Consider the following 17,400-nt stretch of genomic DNA (forward strand, 5'->3'; position numbering starts at 1 on the left):
GACCATCCGATGAATTTTTCAGCCTGGTCCATTCGAAATCCCATTGCGCCGCTGCTGGCCTTCTGCCTGCTGGTGTTCATCGGCATGCAGTCCTTTAATTCGCTGCCGATCACGCGTTTTCCAAATATCGACGTGCCGCTCGTCTCGATCAGCGTGACGCAGAGCGGCGCTTCGCCGGCTGAACTCGAAATGCAGGTGACGAAGGAGATCGAAGACGCGGTCGCCTCCATCACCGGTATCGACGAAATCCAGTCGACGGTAACCGACGGCAGCTCGCAAACCAACGTCATGTTCCGGATGGAAGTGCCGACCGAACAGGCCGTACAGGACACCAAGGATGCGATCGACCGCATCCGCAGCGATCTGCCGGCGACGGCCGAAGCACCGATCGTCTCCAAGGTCGATGTCGAGGGACAGGCGATCCAGACCTTCGCCGTTTCCTCGCCTGCCATGTCGCTGGAAGAACTTTCCTGGTTCGTCGACGATACGATCAAGCGTTCACTGCAGGGCCAGGCCGGCATCGGCCGTGTCGACCGTTACGGCGGTGCAGAGCGCGAAGTACGCATCGAACTCACCCCTGACAAGCTCAATGCCTACGGCATCACCGCCGCGAGCGTGAACCAGCAGCTGCGCGGCACCAACATCGACCTCGGCTCAGGCCGTGGCCAGGTGGCGGGCAGCGAACAGGCGATCCGTGTTCTCGGCGACGCCCGCAACGTCGCCGACCTCGCCAACACGACGATCGGCCTGCCGAACGGCCGCTTCGTCAAACTGTCCGATCTCGGCGTCATCAAGGACACCTATGAGGAGCCGAAATCCTTCTCGCGCTTCAACGATACGCCGGTCGTTACCTTCGGCGTTTTCCGCTCCAAGGGCGCCAGTGAGGTCAGCGTCGCCGAAACCGTGGCGCAGAACCTCGACAAGGTGCGGGCCGAAAACCCCAATGTGAAGATCGAACTGATCGACGATTCGGTCTATTTCACCTACGGCAACTATGAAGCCGCCATTCATACGCTCCTTGAAGGTGCGCTGCTCGCCGTCATCGTCGTCCTCCTGTTCCTCAGGAACTGGCGTGCGACCCTGATCTCTGCAATCGCCCTTCCGCTGTCTGCGATCCCGACCTTCTGGGTCATGGACATGATGGGCTTCTCACTGAACCTCGTCAGCTTCCTCGCTCTGACGCTGGCCACCGGTATCCTTGTCGACGATGCGATCGTCGAAATCGAAAACATTGCCCGCCACATCAAGATGGGCAAAACGCCCTATCGAGCGGCGATCGAGGCGGCTGACGAAATCGGCCTTGCCGTCATCGCCACCACCTTCACCATCATCGCCGTTTTCGTGCCTGTTTCCTTCATGCCGGGCATTCCGGGCCAGTACTTCATCCAGTTCGGTCTGACCGTCGCCTTCTCCGTCTTCTTCTCGCTGATGGTTGCGCGACTGATCACCCCGATGATGGCCGCTTATCTGATGCGCGCCGAAGACGGCATGGAAGACCATCACGACAATGACGGCCTGCTGATGCGGGGATACACCCGTCTCATACGTGGCACGACTGGACGCTGGTACACGCGGTATGCGACGCTGATCGTCGCGTTCGCCTTCCTGGTCGGCTCCGTTTTGTTGCTGATGCAGGTTCCCGGCAGCTTCCTGCCGCCGGAAGATGCCTCACGCATCGTTCTCTCCGTCGAGCTGCCGCCCAATGCGCGCCTTGACGACACCGAGAAGACGACGGATGCGATCTACGACAGGGTCAAGGACATCAACGGCGTCGAAAGCGTCTTCGTCCTCGGCGGCGCGTCGCCGAAGGGTGATCTCGAACTGCGCCGTGCGACCATCACGTTGGCACTCGACAAGCTCGACCAATCGCTGGTCAAGAAGATGGTCAACGACGTGCTCGGCCATATCCCCGTCATTGGCCCGAAACTGCCGAAGGTGGAGGTCCACGGCCGTGAACGCCCGCAATGGGATATCGAAAAGGAAGTCTTCGCCAAGCTGCGCGATATTCCCGACGTCCGGATCCTGAAGCTCAATGACCGCGGCGAACGCGACCTCTCCTTCAACTTCCTTTCCAAGAACGACAAGGACCTGAACGACGCCGTAGGCATTCTGGAATCCAAGCTGCGCGCCGATCCGCTGCTTGCCAATGTCAGCGCCGACGGCTCCCTGCCCCGTCCGGAGCTGCAGGTTCACCCGCGCATGGATGAGGCTGCCCGCCTCGGCATTACGCCGCAGCAGATCTCCGAGACGATCCGCGTCGCCACCATCGGCGATGTCGATGCCGCCCTTGCCAAGATCTCGCTCGACGATCGCCAGATCCCGATCCGCGTTCAGGCCGCACTCGACATGCGTCGCGATCTCGCGGCCATCCGGACATTGAAGATCCAGACCGCCAGCGGCGGCACCGTTCCGCTCGCGAGCGTCGCCAATATCGACTATTCGGAAGGCGTAAGCTCGATCAAGCGCAACAACCGCAACCGCGTCGTCTCGATCGGCTCCGACCTGCCGCAGGGCGTAGCACTCGACACGGCTTCGGCCCGCTTCCGTCAGATCGTCAACGACGCCAATATCCCGGCCACGGTGCACCTTGCCGAAAGCGGCGACACCAAGGTGCAGACCGAGATGCAGCAGAGTTTCGTCAACGCCATGTTGATGGGCCTGCTGCTGGTGCTGACGGTGCTGATCCTGCTCTTCAAGGACGTGATCCAGCCCTTCACCATCCTGTTCTCACTGCCGCTCGCCATTGGCGGCGTCGCAGCCGGCCTGATCCTCACCAGCAATCCGCTGTCGATGCCTGTCATGATCGGCATCCTGATGCTGATGGGTGTCGTCACCAAGAACGCCATCCTGCTGGTCGATTTCGCAATCGAGATGCGCCATCAGGGCATGCCTCGTGTCGAGGCCATGGTCGAAGCCGGCCGCAAGCGCGCCCGGCCGATCATCATGACCTCGATCGCCATGTCGGCGGGCATGCTGCCTTCCGCGCTTGGTGTCGGCGAAGGCGGCTCGTTCCGCGCGCCGATGGCAATTGCAGTGATCGGCGGCATCATCGTTTCGACCGTACTCTCGCTCGTCGTCGTGCCCTCCTTCTTCCTGATCATGGACGACCTGTCCCGCCTGCTCGGCTGGGCTTTCGGCCGCCTGGTCGGCAGGAAGGACGAGGAGGAGCTGCCGCTGTCGCGCGAGGATCTCACCCGCGTCACCCGCGAGAACCGCAGCGAAATCGACTCGCTGGAGGAGCGTCTGACCGCAATCGAAAAGCCGGAAGGCAAGCGCAAGAGCGCCAAGGGCAACGACACCAACGTGCTGCGCCTGCCGCCCTTCGCGGCGGAATAGGCAAAGCCCAGGAAATGAACGGGCCGGGAGCGATCTCCCGGCCCGTTTCGTTTTTGCTGTTCACTTCTGGCGATTGACCGAAATCAAATCCACCGCCATCTCCTTCCCGTATTTTGCCCGGCATGCACATGGAATTGGAAAGACCGGCCATATCAGGAGACCGGGAGATGAACAGGACGCTGACATTCAACGGCCAAGAGGCCGCTGTGCTCGCCAAGGCCGCCCTCATGGCCGGGCTCGACCACAACGAGGCTGAAGCCCTGCGCGCCTGCGCCACCGTTCGCCTCTGCGACCCGCATGACGTTCTCATCGAGGAGGCCGACAAGGCGGCCTATTTCTATTGCGTGCTGAGCGGTTATGTCAGGCTCTATCGTCGCAACGGCGATGGCAGGCAGGCCGATATCCGCATCTGCGAGCCCGGCGACAGTTTCGCGGAATGCCTGATCCACGCCGACGAAACCTATCACTACGGCGCGCAAGCAATGGATCATGCCGTGCTGGCGTGCTTTGATATCGCAAAGGTTCGGCTGTTGCTGGAGGAGCGGCCGCGGATCGGCAGGGCGATCACGCGCAGCCTGTCACTGCATCTGATCTCGATGATGGAATGCCTGGCAAGCGACCGCATGCAGACCGCGCCGCAGCGCGTGGCGCATTATCTGCTGACCCACTGCGCCGAGAACGGTGCGGCCGCTTCGCTGCGGCTGCCCTTTCCGAAAAACCTGCTCGCCCGCAAGCTTGGCCTCGCACCGGAGGCGCTCTCGCGCGCCTTCTCGACGTTAAAGACGAAAGGTGTCACGGTGCGCGGCCGGGCGATCGCCATCAGCGACGTCAACCTGCTCCGACGGATCTAACCGTCAGAGCATGATGCCGAAAAGTGTGAGCGGTTTTCGGACGATATCATCCTCTAATTCTTCGACTTTGATCCGGTCTAAAATCTGGATCTAGAGACCGCCCTGCTCCCTGAGGAAGCTGACGATCGAGCTGACACCGTCGCCGCGCTTCATGTCGGAGAAGACGAAGGGGCGCGAAGCGCGCATGCGCGTCGCATCCCGGTCCATCACCTCGAGATCGGCGCCGACATAAGGCGCCAGATCCTTCTTGTTGATGACGAGCAGGTCCGACCGGGTGATACCAGGCCCGCCCTTGCGCGGGATTTCCTCGCCCTGGCAAACGGAAATGACATAGATGGTGATATCGGCAAGATCGGGCGAAAAGGTCGCCGCCAGATTGTCGCCGCCGGATTCGATGAAGACGACGTCGAGATCGGGAATCCGCTGGTTCAGGCCGGCGATCGCCTGCAAATTGATCGTCGCATCCTCGCGAATGGCTGTATGCGGGCAGCCGCCCGTTTCGACACCGACGATACGGTCCGAAGGCAATGCCTGCATCCGCACCAGCGCCTCGGCATCCTCTGTCGTGTAGATATCGTTGGTGACGACGGCGACAGAATAGTCGTCGCGCATCGCCTTGCAGAGCTTTTCGGTCAGCGCCGTCTTGCCCGAGCCGACCGGCCCGCCGATGCCGACACGCAAAGGTCCGTTTCTTGATTTCATGTACCTTACTCCAATCGAACCTTGATGATAGCGAAGCCGCCCGCCGGCGCCACCGTCAAATGACGCAGCCACAGCGATAATTTCAGACAATCACGAACGGAACAGCCGCGTCGCCTGCGTCTCGTGGCGCAGGCTGGCAATATCGGCCTGCACCGTCGCCGAACCCAGATCGTCAAACGCCGAGGCTGCCGCCCGCCGGGCGACCTCCGCGATATGGTCTTCCAGACCGGCAAGAACGGCGAGGCCATCCCTTTGCCCGGCGACACCGAGGCGGATGCTGGATGAAACCGCTTGTGAGACATAGGCATGCAGGAAAACGGCAAGCGCCTTCTCGGGCATTATGCCATGGGCGCCTGTAACCGCCCCGACCGCAATGGGATAAGCGACCTTGTCAGGTAGCCGCTCGAACACCCCGTCCGGCCAGGCCCGCGCCGCTGCGAGGAAAGCCTCGCCGAGCAGCATCGTTTCCTGATGCCGCTCGCGTGATCCGGCCAGCGCCTCGGCGAGTGCAGCGACTTCGGCAAGGCGTGCGGACTGTGCCTGTTGCCTATGGCTTTCGGCCAGAAGCACCGCATCGTTCCAGGCCGAACCATTGCCGACCAGCGTGCCGATCCAGGCCGCAAGCGAGGCCGCATCCGTAACGAGCCCATCGGCCACCGCTCGCTCCAGCCCGCCCGAATAGGCAAAGCCACCGATCGGAAAGGCTGGTGACAGCCATGCCGTCAGGCGCAGCAATGCCTGCAGCTCGCGATCCCTGGTCATCAAGGCTCAGTCGTGCTTGTGGTCATGATCATGGCCGCGATCGTGGCGGTGCTCATGCTCATGCTCGTAGCCATGTTCGTGATCATGGTCATGGCTGTGACTATGATCATGCCCGTGGTCATGCCCGTGGTCATCCCCGTGGTCATGATTGTGATCGTGATCATGCCCATGCGAATGCCCGCCTTGGGAATGATAGGCGCCCCGCGCCGGCTGGAACGGCTCGTCGATCTCGAGGACGACGGCGCCGAGGCCCTGCAGCATTGTGCGGATGACATGATCGCGGAGGATGACGATGCGGTCTTCCTCGATCTGAGCGGCAAGATGCCGGTTGCCGAGATGCCAGGCGAGCTCGACCAGATGGGTGCGGTCGCGACCGCGGATTTCGAAAAGTTTCTCGTCGGCGGCGAGGATCTCGATCAGTTCGCCGTCGTCGCGCACCAGCAGGTCGCCATTGGCGAAAAGCACCGGATCCTTGAGATCGAGCATGACCATCTCGCCATTTTCCAGATGCAGCAGCTTGCGGCGAAGATGGCGCAGATCATGCGGCAGCTTGACCTGGGCGATGGGGTGAGAGGAAGGGGTTCCGGCGGGAAGATAGGAGGTGACGCGCTGCATGACATGTCCGTTTTTCTGAGAGGACGACAATGCAAAATAGCTCTTCCCGATGCAAGCACCAATGGCCTTTCGTCCGGCTTCGGCTTTTATATTCCGTAAGCCTGCATCACGTTGTCGCTCTCCGGGCCTCTTTTCTCGCCATCGACGCCGTTATCGACGAGCCCGTGCCAGGCGTGATGAAGACCTTCCCGTTCATGTACGACGCGATTGCGCCCGAGCGCCTTGGCGAGATAGAGCGCCCGGTCGGCGGAGGCATAGACCGCCTGCTTGTGGCGCCCGGTGACCAGATCGGCAACACCGCCGGAAACGGTGATGCGGATCTCGTGCCCCTCGGCCTTAATGGCGCCGCTAGCGATCCGAGCCCGGACACCCTCGATCCGCTCCATCCGCGCCTCCAGAGGTTCGCCAGAGACGATGACGCCGAACTCCTCGCCCCCCAGGCGTGCGACGACGGCCATCTCATCGAAGGCGGATGTCAGCATGGCCGAAACCGCGATGATGACGGCATCGCCGCAACCGTGGCCAAAGCGGTCGTTGATCGCCTTGAAACGATCGACGTCGAAAATTACCAGCGACGCGTTGCTATCGACGTTATCGAGTGCCTCAGTAAAGGCACGCCGGTTGAGTAGTCCCGAAAGCGTATCCGTGCGGCTCAGCTTTTCGAATTCCGCCCGCGAGAGCGCAAGATCGCGCATGGCAAAGCCGGCAAACAGCGACAGCATGCCGGAAACCGTGCCGCCGATCAGCCAGGAAAAGATCGCACTGAAGCCAATTGCATGTGCGAGCGTCACCGGCAAAAGTCCGAGAAGATCGAGCGACGGCATCGTCAGCGCAATAATGACGCCGGAGAGAATGACGGCAAGAAAGCTCATCTTCAGGGCGAAGACATAGACGTTCCTGCGGTATTGAAGATCGCCAAAATCGGCCTGCAGCGAAATCCAGTTTCTCATGAGAATCAACCTTCTTGCCCGGCGTTTCAAGGCATTGATAAGAGCCCAATTGCTGCGGGGTTCTTAATCAACTCGTTAAAATTCGAGCCACTTTGGACGATTCGGTGGACAGAATTTTTCTAGCAGTGGATGCAGCTTTCCAATCCCTGAATCGAACACTATAGAAATACATTTAAACTATTGATATTAAACGGATTTATCCAATTGTGCAGTGCCGTTGTTCCAGAATGGTTTAACTGGGGAAAATAGCGATTTTTTCACCGATTTTTACAACCAGATGGAGAGTGCTGTTCACAATTCACTTTAAGAGCGGGATGGCCCGACGGTTGCTTCAATTGTAGACAGCAACAGACAATCGCAATGCTTGTGGAAACGGGTTCCATAAGCCGGTTCGAAGCCCGGCCGAGCGGAGGGCAGCGGCAGTCCAGGTATTGCAGCCGAAGAGCGCATTGAAGTATCCCTTGGCCTCGAAGAACCGATCGATCTCGCCGTAGCCCGCATTCGGGATCGGCACGACCGCGCCCGCGTCGCGCACGAAACTGTCCGAGATAAAGTCGCGCAACTTCGCCAATTGATCCTCACTGACATCGAATGCCGCGACGTTGGACTGCGGTTCGGTGATATGACCGGCAAGGTCCACATGCAGCACTGAACGGTCGATCGTCAGCGCGCGCAGCACCGGCAGTGCTTTCAGTTCCGCCCATGTGGGCGTTTCCAGATAGAAAGCACGACCGCCCCAGCCGATAATGAGCCACTCCGCATTCGGATGGGCGAGCGGAAAATCGGTATTACCGAGGAAGGAAAAGGCAGCCCGCGTCTCCTCGTCGAGCGGAATGGCAATATCGGTATGGATTGGTCCCGACAGCAGAAGAATCCGATGTGTCACTGCGACGGACGACGCCTTGACCGGCGCAATCAGCGGCCGGGGAATGAAGGTTCCGCAGGCCACCAAAAGCACAAGCAGGAATACGATCCGCAACAACCAGCGGATACCTGTCCTCATCGGAACCGCCCGTTGCACATCGGACGTGGGTCTAGAACAGGAAATAGCGCTGCGCCATCGGCAGCACCGTCGCCGGCTCGCAAGTCAGCAATTCCCCGTTCGCCCTGACCTCATAGGTTTCCGGATCGACCTCGATCTCGGGTGTAAGGTCGTTGTGGATCATCGATGCCTTGGAGATGCCGCCGCGCGTATTTTTCACCGCGACCAGTTCCTTGGCGACGCCGAGCCGGCCCTTCAGGCCGGCATCGAGCGACGCCTGGCTGACGAAGGTGACGGAGGAATTGGTGAGGCTCTTGCCATAGGAGGCAAACATCGGCCGGTAGTGCACCGGTTGCGGCGTCGGGATCGAAGCGTTCGGATCGCCCATCGGCGCGGCCGCGATCGAGCCCCCGAGCAGCACCATATCGGGCTTCACCCCGAAGAAGGCCGGATTCCACAGCACGAGGTCGGCACGTTTGCCGACTTCGACCGAGCCGATCTCACGGCTGAGGCCATGGGCGATCGCCGGGTTGATCGTGTATTTGGCGATATAGCGGCGGACGCGGAAATTGTCGTTGTCGCCCTTTTCCTCCTTCAACCGGCCGCGCTGGCGCTTCATCTTGTCGGCCGTCTGCCAGGTGCGGATCGCCACTTCGCCGACGCGGCCCATCGCCTGGCTGTCGGACGAAATGATCGAGAAGGCGCCGATATCGTGCAGAATATCTTCGGCAGCGATTGTTTCCTTGCGGATGCGGCTTTCGGCAAAGGCGATGTCTTCGGGAATCGACGGCGACAGATGGTGGCAGACCATCAGCATGTCGAGATGCTCGGCGATCGTATTGACCGTATAGGGACGCGTCGGATTGGTCGACGACGGAATGACGTTCGGCTGGCCGCAGATCTTGATGATGTCAGGCGCGTGGCCGCCRCCCGCCCCTTCCGTGTGGAAGGCATGGATGGTGCGGCCCTTGATGGCGCCGATCGTATCCTCGACGAAGCCGCTTTCGTTCAGCGTATCGGTGTGGATCATCACCTGTACGTCGTATTCGTCGGCAACCGACAGGCAGCAGTCGATGGCGCCTGGCGTCGTGCCCCAATCCTCGTGCAGCTTCAGCGAGGTGGCGCCGGCCAGCACCATTTCAGTCAGCGCCCCCGGCAGCGAGGCATTGCCCTTGCCGGCAAAGGCCAGGTTCATCGGAAAGGCATCGGCCGCCTCGATCATGCGCGCGAGATGCCAGGGACCGGGCGTGCAGGTGGTGGCAAGCGTGCCGTGCGCCGGTCCCGTGCCGCCGCCGAGCATGCAGGTCATGCCGCTCATCAGCGCTTCCTCGATCTGCTGCGGCGCGATGAAATGGATATGGCTGTCCATGCCGCCTGCGGTGATAATTTTGCCTTCGGCGGCGATCGCCTCCGTGCCCGGGCCGACGATGATATTGACGCCAGGCTGCATGTCGGGATTGCCCGCCTTGCCGATCGCAACGATGCGCCCGTCCTTGAGCCCGATATCGGCTTTGTAGATGCCCGAATGATCAACGATCACCGCATTGGTGATGACCGTGTCGACCGCGCCATCCGCCCGCGTTACCTGGCTCTGGCCCATGCCGTCGCGGATCACCTTGCCGCCGCCGAACTTCACCTCCTCGCCATAGGTGGTGAAATCCTTCTCGATCTCGATGAAAAGCTCCGTATCGGCAAGGCGCACCTTGTCGCCGGTGGTCGGTCCGAACATGCCGGCATAGGCGGCGCGCGAGATCTTATAGGGCATCCATCAGGCTCCTTGGGAGGAAGAAACAGGTGTTTCTCCGCCAAGCCGCGTGAGGCGGCCGGCGGCAATATAACTATCGACAAGCTGTCGTTCAGCCGCGAATGGGTGCCATTCCCAGCCTGAGTGGCCGAAGCCGGCAAGCGTCACCTCGGCCTCGGCATATGTGTTCAAAACCTCGGCAATGACGATCATGCCACTGCTCGGCACGACATAGGGCGCCGGAGCAAAGGCCGAAAGCGAGGCATCGACGGCCTCGTGAACCGATTTGCCGATGACGATGTGCGCCTTGTCGGTGTCGACGCAGAAGGCGCTGAACTCATCGGTGTAGTCGTCGCAGAAATCGTCGAGTTCCGGATGCGAGACGGCAAGCGGCGCCCGCATCGCCGCGAATTTTTCCGGGTCGCGCACGCTCCAGATTTCGCCAGCCGAAACGACGCCGGGATGGGCGCGCCACTCAAGCGAACCAAGCATCGCCTTCGCCGGACGGCCGGTATTGCAGACCGCGACGGCATCCGTGCGCCGGCCGCCGGTGTCATAGGAGCGGCAATCGTTGAAGCGGACGACGAAATCGGCGGCATCGATGATGCCTGCCTCTGCCTCCGCGATCTCACCATTGCCGACGATCATGATCTTCCTGATCACCTTAATTGCTCATCGTGTCTTCGAGCTCTTTCAGCTCTTTTGTACGTTTGTCCGTGATGTTGGCGAGACATCCGGCGACCAGCATCGGCTCCATCGTGCCGCCGCGGGCCTGAAAGCCGAAGGCGTCGCATTCGGCGTCCCGATAATCGATCCAGGCGCGCTGCGCCTTGACCAGCGCCTGCTCTGCGCCCTTCATATCGCCGTCGAGATCCTTGTCGATCGCCACCATGGCGGCCCGGGTCTTCTTGTATTGCGCATTCAGCGCCTTGTCGGCGGCCTCATGGCGCGCCGCCTCGCAGCCAGTCATGTCCGATTGCGTCTTGGGATTGTTGCAATCGATATTCTGAGCGGAGGCAGCACCTGCCGTCAGCAGCATCGCCGCCCCGACGAGGCAGACATTCAAACGCATGCATTCCTCCAGCCTATTGTTTTTAAAGCTTACCCATCACCAGCTGACGGAAGCCATAGACCTCGCGCTTGCCGGAAAGTGGGATCAGCGTCACCGAGCGCGTTTGCCCCGGCTCGAAGCGCACGGCCGTTCCCGCCGGAATATCGAGCCGCTTGCCATGCGCCGCCGCGCGATCGAAGGAAAGCCCGGCATTGGTCTCGGCGAAATGATAGTGGCTGCCGACCTGCACCGGTCGGTCGCCTGTATTGGAAACCTCCAGCGTCACCGTCTGCGCGCCGGCATTCAGTTCGATGTCGCCGCTTGCGGCAATGATCTCACCTGGAATCATTTCGTCCTCCTTAAGCCGCCTTGGGCGCACAGCCCTCGGCCTTCAGCACACGCTTCCTCGAAGCCGGATTTTTAGCAAGCATGGCCGCCGGCCGAATAGGTCTCGCGACGAGATTACCGCCGCAGTTCGGGCAGACACCCTTCAACACACCGTCCACGCAATCCGCGCAGAAAGTGCATTCATAGGTGCAGATCCGTGCCTCAGTGCTATCAGGCAGCAGATCCTTGTCGCAGCATTCGCAATTGGGCCTGAGCTCGAGCATTCCTATCTCCTCACCGGATCGGCTCGTGCACGGTGACGAGCTTGGTTCCATCCGGGAACGTCGCCTCCACCTGCACGTCGTGGATCATCTCGGCAACGCCCTCCATCACCTGGGAGCGGCCGATCACATGGGCGCCGGCTTCCATCAGCTCGGCAACCGGGCGACCGTCGCGAGCGCCTTCGACGACGAAATCGCTGATCAACGCGATCGCTTCGGGATAGTTCAGCTTGACGCCGCGCTCCAGCCGCCGGCGTGCCACCATCGCCGCCATTGATATCAACAGCTTGTCTTTTTCTCTCGGAGTGAGGTTCATTGCTTGCCCATCTGCTTCATGCCTGGAACAGGATGATCCTGTTCTACATTAAAGAGTTAGAGTATGACGTCGCCTGAAAACCGCTCACACTTTTCGGCATCATGCTCCAGATTCATAGATTCCAGACTTTCGGCACAGGCGCACCATTTCGCAAGGCGGAAATGACCGGGATCAGGATTTTTCTGAGTGAGAAGCCGTCGGCTGCTGCAAGGCGAACAACGAGCTTGCCGTCCCAGGCGCTTGCACCGCCCATCGATCCTTCGACGAGCGGCCGGACTTTGCCAAGATAGGCTTCCGAAAGCGGCCCGGCATAAAGCAGCGTCGCAAACGCCACCTGCCCGCCGAGCACGGCCTGGCGCGCGGCAAGGGCCGCTACGCCGTCGGACAACCTCAGTTCTTCGGCATGGATCAACCGCCCCGAGCGGCGGATGCGCCAGCGGTCGCGAAACAACCCGGTCTCCACCGTCTCACCCATTGCCTTGCGGCCGAGCAGCACGGCTTCGACGGCCAGAAATTCGGAGTCTTCGTCAAGATCGACATCCAAGCGGCGGGAAAGCGCTGCCCGGTCGAAGAGGATCGTTTCCTGCGGCAGCCAGTCGACACGGGCTTGAGCTCCAACCTTGATGCTGGTCGTCACCTCGGCGGTACCGGCCAATGCCTTGTAGATCTTCTCGCAAGCCTGGGTGGTAACGTCGATGCGCGTGCCGGCGCCGGCATCAACGCTCCAGTCCATCCGGTCGCCGCCCGTCAGTCCGCCTGCTGTGTTGATGATGACTGCTTCCATCGAGGCATCGAAGGTATCCGGCAGGCGGATCTTCGCCGCCCCTTCCTGATAGAGTTCACGAATGCGCGTGCGGCCATCGAACAGCTTCGCCGCCAGATGCCCGCGCCCTTCCGCTCTCTGCGGTCTCGTACTCGCCGCCACGGTCGTCATATCGTCCCTTTCGGTCGCGCCACCGTTTTCATTCAATCGCGCGGATGACGGAAAGCAAGCAATTCCTATGCCGTCTGGAGCAGACCAGCAGAGGCAGAGGAAGATTTTCCAGGCTCCGTGTCCCTTGCTGCAAAATGCGGCATTTGCCGGTCAGACAGTCAGGTGGCGGCGGGCCTCCGGTGTATCCAGCGTTTCGGCAAGCCCTTCATGGACGATCTCGCCGCGATCCATGATGTAGACGTAGTCGGCGAGCTCTCGGCAGAAATCCAGATATTGTTCGACGAGAAGGATCGCCATGCCGGTGGAGTCACGCAAGTAGCGGATCGCCCGGCCGATGTCCTTGATAATCGAGGGCTGAATGCCCTCGGTCGGTTCGTCGAGCACGAGAATCCTAGGCCGCGTCACCATGGCGCGCCCAATCGCCAACTGCTGCTGCTGCCCGCCGGAAAGATCGCCGCCGCGACGTGACAACATCGACTTCAGCACCGGGAAGAGACTGAAGATATCATCGGGGATGTTGCGGTCGCGGCGGCCAAGCGGGGCAAAGCCGGTTTCGAGGTTTTCCTTGACGGTGAGCAGCGGGAAGATTTCGCGCCCCTGCGGCACATAACCGATACCCTGCTTGGCGCGGGCAAAGGGCGGCAAGCCGTTGAGCCTGGTGTCGTTGAAGGTGACCGTGCCCGCCGACAGCGGATGCTGGCCGGTAACGGCGCGCAGAAGAGAACTCTTCCCCACGCCGTTACGCCCCAGCACGCAGGTGATCTTGCCCATCTCAGCCTTGATCGAGATGCCGCGCAGCGCCTGAGCGGCGCCATAATGCAGGTTTGCGTTTTCAACTGTCAGCATGATGCCGTCTCCTGAATCTTTGTGGGTCCGCAATAGACCCCTCCCCAACATTCAATGGACCCATCATCCCTCACCGCCCCAGATAGTTCTCGATCACCTTCGGATCGGAGCTGACGAAATCGATCGACCCTTCCGCCAGCACCGAGCCTTCCGCGAGGCAGGTCACCTTGACGCCGAGATCGCGGATGAAGCCCATGTCGTGCTCGACGACGACGACCGACCGGGTCTTGGCGATATCCTTGAGCAGGATTGCGGTTTCTGCAGTCTCCGCATCGGTCATGCCGGCCACCGGTTCGTCGACGAGCAGAAGCTTCGGCTCCTGCGCCAACAACATGCCGATCTCCAGCCACTGCTTCTGCCCGTGCGAGAGATTGGCGGCGAATTCGTCGCGGCGGTGCGTCAGCCGCACCGTGTCGAGGATTTCCTCGATGCGTGCCTTGTCCTCGCCCGAAAGCCGGTAGAACAGCGTCGAGAACACACCACGACGTCGGTTCAGCGCCAGCTCCAGATTGTCCCACACCGTATGGCTCTCGAAGACTGTCGGCTTCTGAAACTTGCGGCCGATGCCGAGCTGAGCGATATCGGCTTCATCCTTCTTGGTGAGATCAATCGTACCGTTGAAGAACACCTCACCCTCATCGGGCCGGGTCTTGCCGGTGATGATATCCATCATCGTCGTCTTGCCGGCGCCGTTCGGGCCGATGATGGCGCGGAGTTCACCGGGCTCGATGACGATCGACAGCGAATTCAGCGCCTTGAAGCCGTCGAAAGAAACCGAAACGCCGTTAAGATAAAGCACGCTATTGGGTTTGACGTCGGGAATCATGGCGCTCACTCCGCTGCCTGGATTTTCGGCTCGATACCGTCTTCCTCGGCCGCCGGTGGGGCCGCCTTGGAGACAAACTTCCGCTTGCCGAGATATTGCGAAATCGTGCCGACGACGCCCTTCGGCAGGAACAGCGTGACGGCGACGAAGAGACCGCCGAGTGCAAACAGCCAGAACTCCGGGAAGAGGCCGGTGAAGATCGTCTTGCCGCCGTTGACGAGGATCGCGCCGATGATCGGCCCGATCAGCGTCGCCCGCCCGCCGACCGCGGTCCAGATGACGACTTCGATCGAATTGGCAGGGGCGAATTCGCCTGGATTGATGATGCCCACCTGCGGCACGTAGAGCGCGCCGGCAATGCCCGCCATCATCGCCGAGACGACGAAGGTGAAGAGCTTGAAATGCTCAACGCGGTAGCCGAGGAAGCGCGTGCGGCTTTCGGCGTCGCGCACGCCGACCAGCACCTTGCCGAACTTCGAGCGTACGATCGCCGAGGCGATCATCAGCGATAGAGCGAGGAAAATCGCGGTTGCGGCAAAGAGGGCCGCACGCGTGCCGTCAGCCTGTACGTTGAAACCGATAATGTCCTTGAAATCAGTAAGGCCGTTATTGCCGCCGAAGCCCATGTCGTTGCGGAAGAAGGCCAGCAGCAGCGCGTAGGTCATCGCCTGGGTGATGATCGAGAGATAAACGCCGTTGACGCGTGAGCGGAAGGCAAACCAGCCGAAGACGAAGGCGAGCAGACCGGGTACGACGAGCACCATCAGCGCCGCAAACCAGAAATGGTTGAAGCCGTACCAGAACCAAGGCAGATCCTTCCAGTTCAGGAACACCATGAAGTCGGGCAGAACAGGATCTCCGTAGCTGCCGCGCGTGCCGATCTGGCGCATCAGATACATGCCCATCGCATAGCCGCCGAGCGCAAAGAAGGCACCGTGGCCGAGGGAGAGGATGCCGCAGAAGCCCCAGACGAGGTCGAGCGCCAGCGCCAGCAGCGCATAGGTCAGATACTTGCCGAACAGCGACATGATATAAGTCGGCACGTGTAGCGGATTGGTCGGTCCCGTCATCAGGTTCAGGACCGGCACGAGGACCGCGACCAGAAGCAGGAGGGCGATGGCAATGACGATCTTGCGATCGAGTGATCGGAGAAGGAAGGCCGTAATCATGCTTCCACCGCCCTTCCTTTGAGTGCGAAGAGCCCGCGGGGACGCTTCTGGATGAAGAGAATGATGAGGACGAGCACCAGGATCTTGCCGAGCACGGCGCCGGCAAAGGGCTCGAGGAACTTGTTGACGACGCCGAGCGAGAGGGCACCGACCAGCGTGCCCCAGAGATTGCCGACACCGCCGAAGACGACGACCATGAAGCTGTCGATGATGTAGGATTGACCGAGGTTCGGCGAGACGTTGTCAATCTGGCTGAGCGCCACGCCGGCGATACCGGCAATGCCCGAGCCGAGCGCGAAGGTGAAGGCATCGACCCAACCGGTGCGGATGCCCATCGACGACGCCATGCGGCGGTTCTGCGTAACGGCGCGCATCTGCAGGCCAAAGGCGGACCGTTTGAGCAGCAGGAGCAGCGCCACAAAGACCACCATCGAAAAGACGATGATCCACAGTCGGTTCCAGGTGATGGAGAGCCCGCCGAGATCGAAGACGCCGGACATCCAGGTCGGATTGCGGACCTCGCGGTTGGTCGGGCCGAAGATGCTGCGCACCGCCTGCTGCAGGATCAGCGACACCCCCCAGGTGGCGAGCAGCGTTTCGAGCGGCCGACCGTAGAGATAGCGGATCACGGCGCGCTCGATCAACAGACCGACGAAGCCGGTAAAGACGAAGGCCGCAGGCACAGCAAAGGCCAGCGAATAATCGGCAAGCTCAGGAAAGGCGGAGGTTATGTATTCCTGCACGACATAGGTCGTATAGGCACCGATCATCACCATTTCGCCATGCGCCATGTTGATGACGCCCATGACGCCGAAGGTGATGGCAAGGCCGATCGCGGCAAGCAGCAGCACCGAGCCGAGAGACAATCCGTACCAGATGTTCTGGACGATGTCCCACAGCGCCAGGCTGCGATTGATGGAACTGATATCCGCCTGGATCGCCGGCTTCAGATCTTCAGGCGCGGTTTCGAGGGTGGTCGTGAGGATGGTCAGCGCATCGCGATTGCCGCGCGCCGCGATCGTATCGATCGCAGCCTTCTTGTCTTCGACGCTCGCATCCGTCTTGAGCAGCAGCACTGCGCGCGCCGCTTCCATCGTATTCTTGATCTCTGCATCCTTTTCGGCCGCCAGCGCCGAGTTCAGCAGGTCGAGATTGGCGGGATCGGCATCTTTCAGGAGGCCCTGCGCCGCGGCAAGCCGCGCGGAACGGTCCGGGCTCATCAGCGTCAGTTGGCTGGTGGCGGCGCTGATGACGCCGCGAAGCGCGTTGTTGATCTTGACCTTCGTCATCAGATCCGGATCGACATCTGCAGCGGGTTCGCCGGTGATCGGATCGGAATAGGTCGGTTCGTCATCGGTACCCCCCTGGAGAAGAACCGGGCCGCCATCAGAATTGACGTAGAGAAGGCCGTCGCTCAACTGCTGCAGGATCTGGCTGACATGCTGGTCCTTGGAGGCGACCAGCGCTTTGATGGCCGCTTCGCGTTCCGGGAAGTCGCCGACGCCGAGCGCGTCGATGAGCACATGGATATCGTCCTGAGCCTGGGCTTCGCTCGAGATTATCGCGCCCGAAAGTGTCAGGCCCGAAAATGTCAGGCAAACCGTGATGAGGAAAATCTTTATGGCGCGATACATCGGCTTTCTCGCCCTTGATAGTGTTGGCCTGGCGGCGCAATCGCTGGGACGGAGCTTCCGCCCGGGATCAAACC

Annotated in this window: 18 protein-coding genes; 2 read left to right on the top strand and 16 right to left on the bottom strand. The window is 61.0% G+C overall.

Annotation, left to right across the window (positions count from 1 at the left end; translation table 11 throughout):
* Positions 1 to 9 precede the first annotated feature (9 nt).
* Together AC1D1Z_RS11810 and AC1D1Z_RS11815 are read left to right on the top strand one after the other, a co-directional pair.
* Positions 10 to 3,336, top strand: coding sequence for an efflux RND transporter permease subunit (locus AC1D1Z_RS11810; RefSeq protein WP_130652935.1), 3,327 nt, complete (start codon positions 10 to 12; stop codon positions 3,334 to 3,336).
* 167 nt (positions 3,337 to 3,503) lie between these two features.
* Positions 3,504 to 4,187: a Crp/Fnr family transcriptional regulator gene (locus AC1D1Z_RS11815; protein ID WP_130652936.1), complete on the top strand. Its 684-nt coding sequence runs from the start codon at positions 3,504 to 3,506 to the stop codon at positions 4,185 to 4,187.
* A gap of 90 nt (positions 4,188 to 4,277) precedes the next feature.
* On the opposite strand, the gene ureG is transcribed toward AC1D1Z_RS11815, so the two are convergent.
* The 16 genes from ureG to urtB all read right to left on the bottom strand — a co-directional run bounded on the left by ureG (position 4,278) and on the right by urtB (position 17,326).
* Positions 4,278 to 4,889, bottom strand: coding sequence for an urease accessory protein UreG (ureG, locus tag AC1D1Z_RS11820; RefSeq protein ID WP_003590582.1), 612 nt, complete (start codon positions 4,887 to 4,889; stop codon positions 4,278 to 4,280).
* Positions 4,890 to 4,979: 90 nt separating this feature from the next.
* Positions 4,980 to 5,651, bottom strand: coding sequence for an urease accessory protein UreF (locus AC1D1Z_RS11825; RefSeq protein ID WP_130652937.1), 672 nt, complete (start codon positions 5,649 to 5,651; stop codon positions 4,980 to 4,982).
* Positions 5,652 to 5,657: 6 nt separating this feature from the next.
* Positions 5,658 to 6,266 (bottom strand): urease accessory protein UreE, encoded by a 609-nt coding sequence (locus AC1D1Z_RS11830; protein ID WP_130652938.1) that lies wholly within the window; start codon positions 6,264 to 6,266, stop codon positions 5,658 to 5,660.
* Positions 6,267 to 6,352: 86 nt separating this feature from the next.
* Positions 6,353 to 7,216, bottom strand: coding sequence for a GGDEF domain-containing protein (locus tag AC1D1Z_RS11835; RefSeq protein WP_018243283.1), 864 nt, complete (start codon positions 7,214 to 7,216; stop codon positions 6,353 to 6,355).
* 331 nt (positions 7,217 to 7,547) lie between these two features.
* Positions 7,548 to 8,219, bottom strand: coding sequence for a TIGR02117 family protein (locus tag AC1D1Z_RS11840; RefSeq protein ID WP_130652939.1), 672 nt, complete (start codon positions 8,217 to 8,219; stop codon positions 7,548 to 7,550).
* A gap of 31 nt (positions 8,220 to 8,250) precedes the next feature.
* A complete protein-coding gene (ureC, locus tag AC1D1Z_RS11845) occupies positions 8,251 to 9,963 on the bottom strand; it encodes an urease subunit alpha (RefSeq protein ID WP_018243285.1) in 1,713 nt (570 codons plus the stop codon).
* Positions 9,964 to 9,966: 3 nt separating this feature from the next.
* The gene (locus AC1D1Z_RS11850) at positions 9,967 to 10,590 is read right to left on the bottom strand and encodes a Urease operon accessory protein (RefSeq protein ID WP_130653563.1); all 624 of its coding nucleotides are present in this window, start codon (positions 10,588 to 10,590) and stop codon (positions 9,967 to 9,969) included.
* Between the two features lie 16 nt (positions 10,591 to 10,606).
* The gene (locus AC1D1Z_RS11855; RefSeq protein WP_130652940.1) at positions 10,607 to 11,014 is read right to left on the bottom strand and encodes a lysozyme inhibitor LprI family protein; all 408 of its coding nucleotides are present in this window, start codon (positions 11,012 to 11,014) and stop codon (positions 10,607 to 10,609) included.
* Positions 11,015 to 11,036: 22 nt separating this feature from the next.
* Positions 11,037 to 11,342 carry an urease subunit beta gene (locus AC1D1Z_RS11860; RefSeq protein ID WP_018243288.1) on the bottom strand — a complete coding sequence of 102 codons (306 nt, stop codon included), beginning with the start codon at positions 11,340 to 11,342 and terminating at the stop codon, positions 11,037 to 11,039.
* A 10-nt stretch (positions 11,343 to 11,352) separates the two neighbouring features.
* Positions 11,353 to 11,604 (bottom strand): DUF1272 domain-containing protein, encoded by a 252-nt coding sequence (locus AC1D1Z_RS11865; RefSeq protein ID WP_018446878.1) that lies wholly within the window; start codon positions 11,602 to 11,604, stop codon positions 11,353 to 11,355.
* Between the two features lie 10 nt (positions 11,605 to 11,614).
* On the bottom strand, positions 11,615 to 11,917 hold the full coding sequence (locus AC1D1Z_RS11870) for an urease subunit gamma (protein WP_018243290.1): 303 nt from the start codon (positions 11,915 to 11,917) through the stop codon (positions 11,615 to 11,617).
* Positions 11,918 to 12,029: 112 nt separating this feature from the next.
* Positions 12,030 to 12,851, bottom strand: coding sequence for an urease accessory protein UreD (locus AC1D1Z_RS11875; protein WP_028733281.1), 822 nt, complete (start codon positions 12,849 to 12,851; stop codon positions 12,030 to 12,032).
* A 150-nt stretch (positions 12,852 to 13,001) separates the two neighbouring features.
* A complete protein-coding gene (urtE, locus tag AC1D1Z_RS11880) occupies positions 13,002 to 13,697 on the bottom strand; it encodes an urea ABC transporter ATP-binding subunit UrtE (protein ID WP_003581844.1) in 696 nt (231 codons plus the stop codon).
* A gap of 70 nt (positions 13,698 to 13,767) precedes the next feature.
* Positions 13,768 to 14,523 (bottom strand): urea ABC transporter ATP-binding protein UrtD, encoded by a 756-nt coding sequence (gene urtD, locus AC1D1Z_RS11885; RefSeq protein ID WP_018446880.1) that lies wholly within the window; start codon positions 14,521 to 14,523, stop codon positions 13,768 to 13,770.
* A gap of 5 nt (positions 14,524 to 14,528) precedes the next feature.
* Entirely contained in the window at positions 14,529 to 15,692 is a 1,164-nt protein-coding gene (gene urtC, locus AC1D1Z_RS11890) for an urea ABC transporter permease subunit UrtC (RefSeq protein ID WP_028733279.1), read from the bottom strand.
* Positions 15,689 to 17,326 (bottom strand): urea ABC transporter permease subunit UrtB, encoded by a 1,638-nt coding sequence (gene urtB / locus AC1D1Z_RS11895; protein ID WP_130652942.1) that lies wholly within the window; start codon positions 17,324 to 17,326, stop codon positions 15,689 to 15,691. The genes urtC and urtB overlap by 4 nt, the downstream gene beginning before the upstream one ends.
* Positions 17,327 to 17,400: the final 74 nt, after the last annotated feature.

It is taken from the genome of Rhizobium sp. P1_E1 (assembly GCF_056406015.1).

Bases quoted from the DNA above. Each gene is read 5' to 3' on its own strand.
- AC1D1Z_RS11810 (WP_130652935.1), top strand. From the start codon at position 10: ATGAATTTTTCAGCCTGGTCCATTCGAAATCCCATTGCGCCGCTGCTG.
- AC1D1Z_RS11815 (WP_130652936.1), top strand. From the start codon at position 3,504: ATGAACAGGACGCTGACATTCAACGGCCAAGAGGCCGCTGTGCTCGCC.
- ureG (WP_003590582.1), bottom strand. From the start codon at position 4,889: ATGAAATCAAGAAACGGACCTTTGCGTGTCGGCATCGGCGGGCCGGTC.
- AC1D1Z_RS11825 (WP_130652937.1), bottom strand. From the start codon at position 5,651: ATGACCAGGGATCGCGAGCTGCAGGCATTGCTGCGCCTGACGGCATGG.
- AC1D1Z_RS11830 (WP_130652938.1), bottom strand. From the start codon at position 6,266: ATGCAGCGCGTCACCTCCTATCTTCCCGCCGGAACCCCTTCCTCTCAC.
- AC1D1Z_RS11835 (WP_018243283.1), bottom strand. From the start codon at position 7,216: ATGAGAAACTGGATTTCGCTGCAGGCCGATTTTGGCGATCTTCAATAC.
- AC1D1Z_RS11840 (WP_130652939.1), bottom strand. From the start codon at position 8,219: ATGAGGACAGGTATCCGCTGGTTGTTGCGGATCGTATTCCTGCTTGTG.
- AC1D1Z_RS11850 (WP_130653563.1), bottom strand. From the start codon at position 10,590: ATGATCGTCGGCAATGGTGAGATCGCGGAGGCAGAGGCAGGCATCATC.
- AC1D1Z_RS11855 (WP_130652940.1), bottom strand. From the start codon at position 11,014: ATGCGTTTGAATGTCTGCCTCGTCGGGGCGGCGATGCTGCTGACGGCA.
- AC1D1Z_RS11860 (WP_018243288.1), bottom strand. From the start codon at position 11,342: ATGATTCCAGGTGAGATCATTGCCGCAAGCGGCGACATCGAACTGAAT.
- AC1D1Z_RS11865 (WP_018446878.1), bottom strand. From the start codon at position 11,604: ATGCTCGAGCTCAGGCCCAATTGCGAATGCTGCGACAAGGATCTGCTG.
- AC1D1Z_RS11870 (WP_018243290.1), bottom strand. From the start codon at position 11,917: ATGAACCTCACTCCGAGAGAAAAAGACAAGCTGTTGATATCAATGGCG.
- AC1D1Z_RS11875 (WP_028733281.1), bottom strand. From the start codon at position 12,851: ATGACGACCGTGGCGGCGAGTACGAGACCGCAGAGAGCGGAAGGGCGC.
- urtE (WP_003581844.1), bottom strand. From the start codon at position 13,697: ATGCTGACAGTTGAAAACGCAAACCTGCATTATGGCGCCGCTCAGGCG.
- urtD (WP_018446880.1), bottom strand. From the start codon at position 14,523: ATGATTCCCGACGTCAAACCCAATAGCGTGCTTTATCTTAACGGCGTT.
- urtC (WP_028733279.1), bottom strand. From the start codon at position 15,692: ATGATTACGGCCTTCCTTCTCCGATCACTCGATCGCAAGATCGTCATT.
- urtB (WP_130652942.1), bottom strand. From the start codon at position 17,326: ATGTATCGCGCCATAAAGATTTTCCTCATCACGGTTTGCCTGACATTT.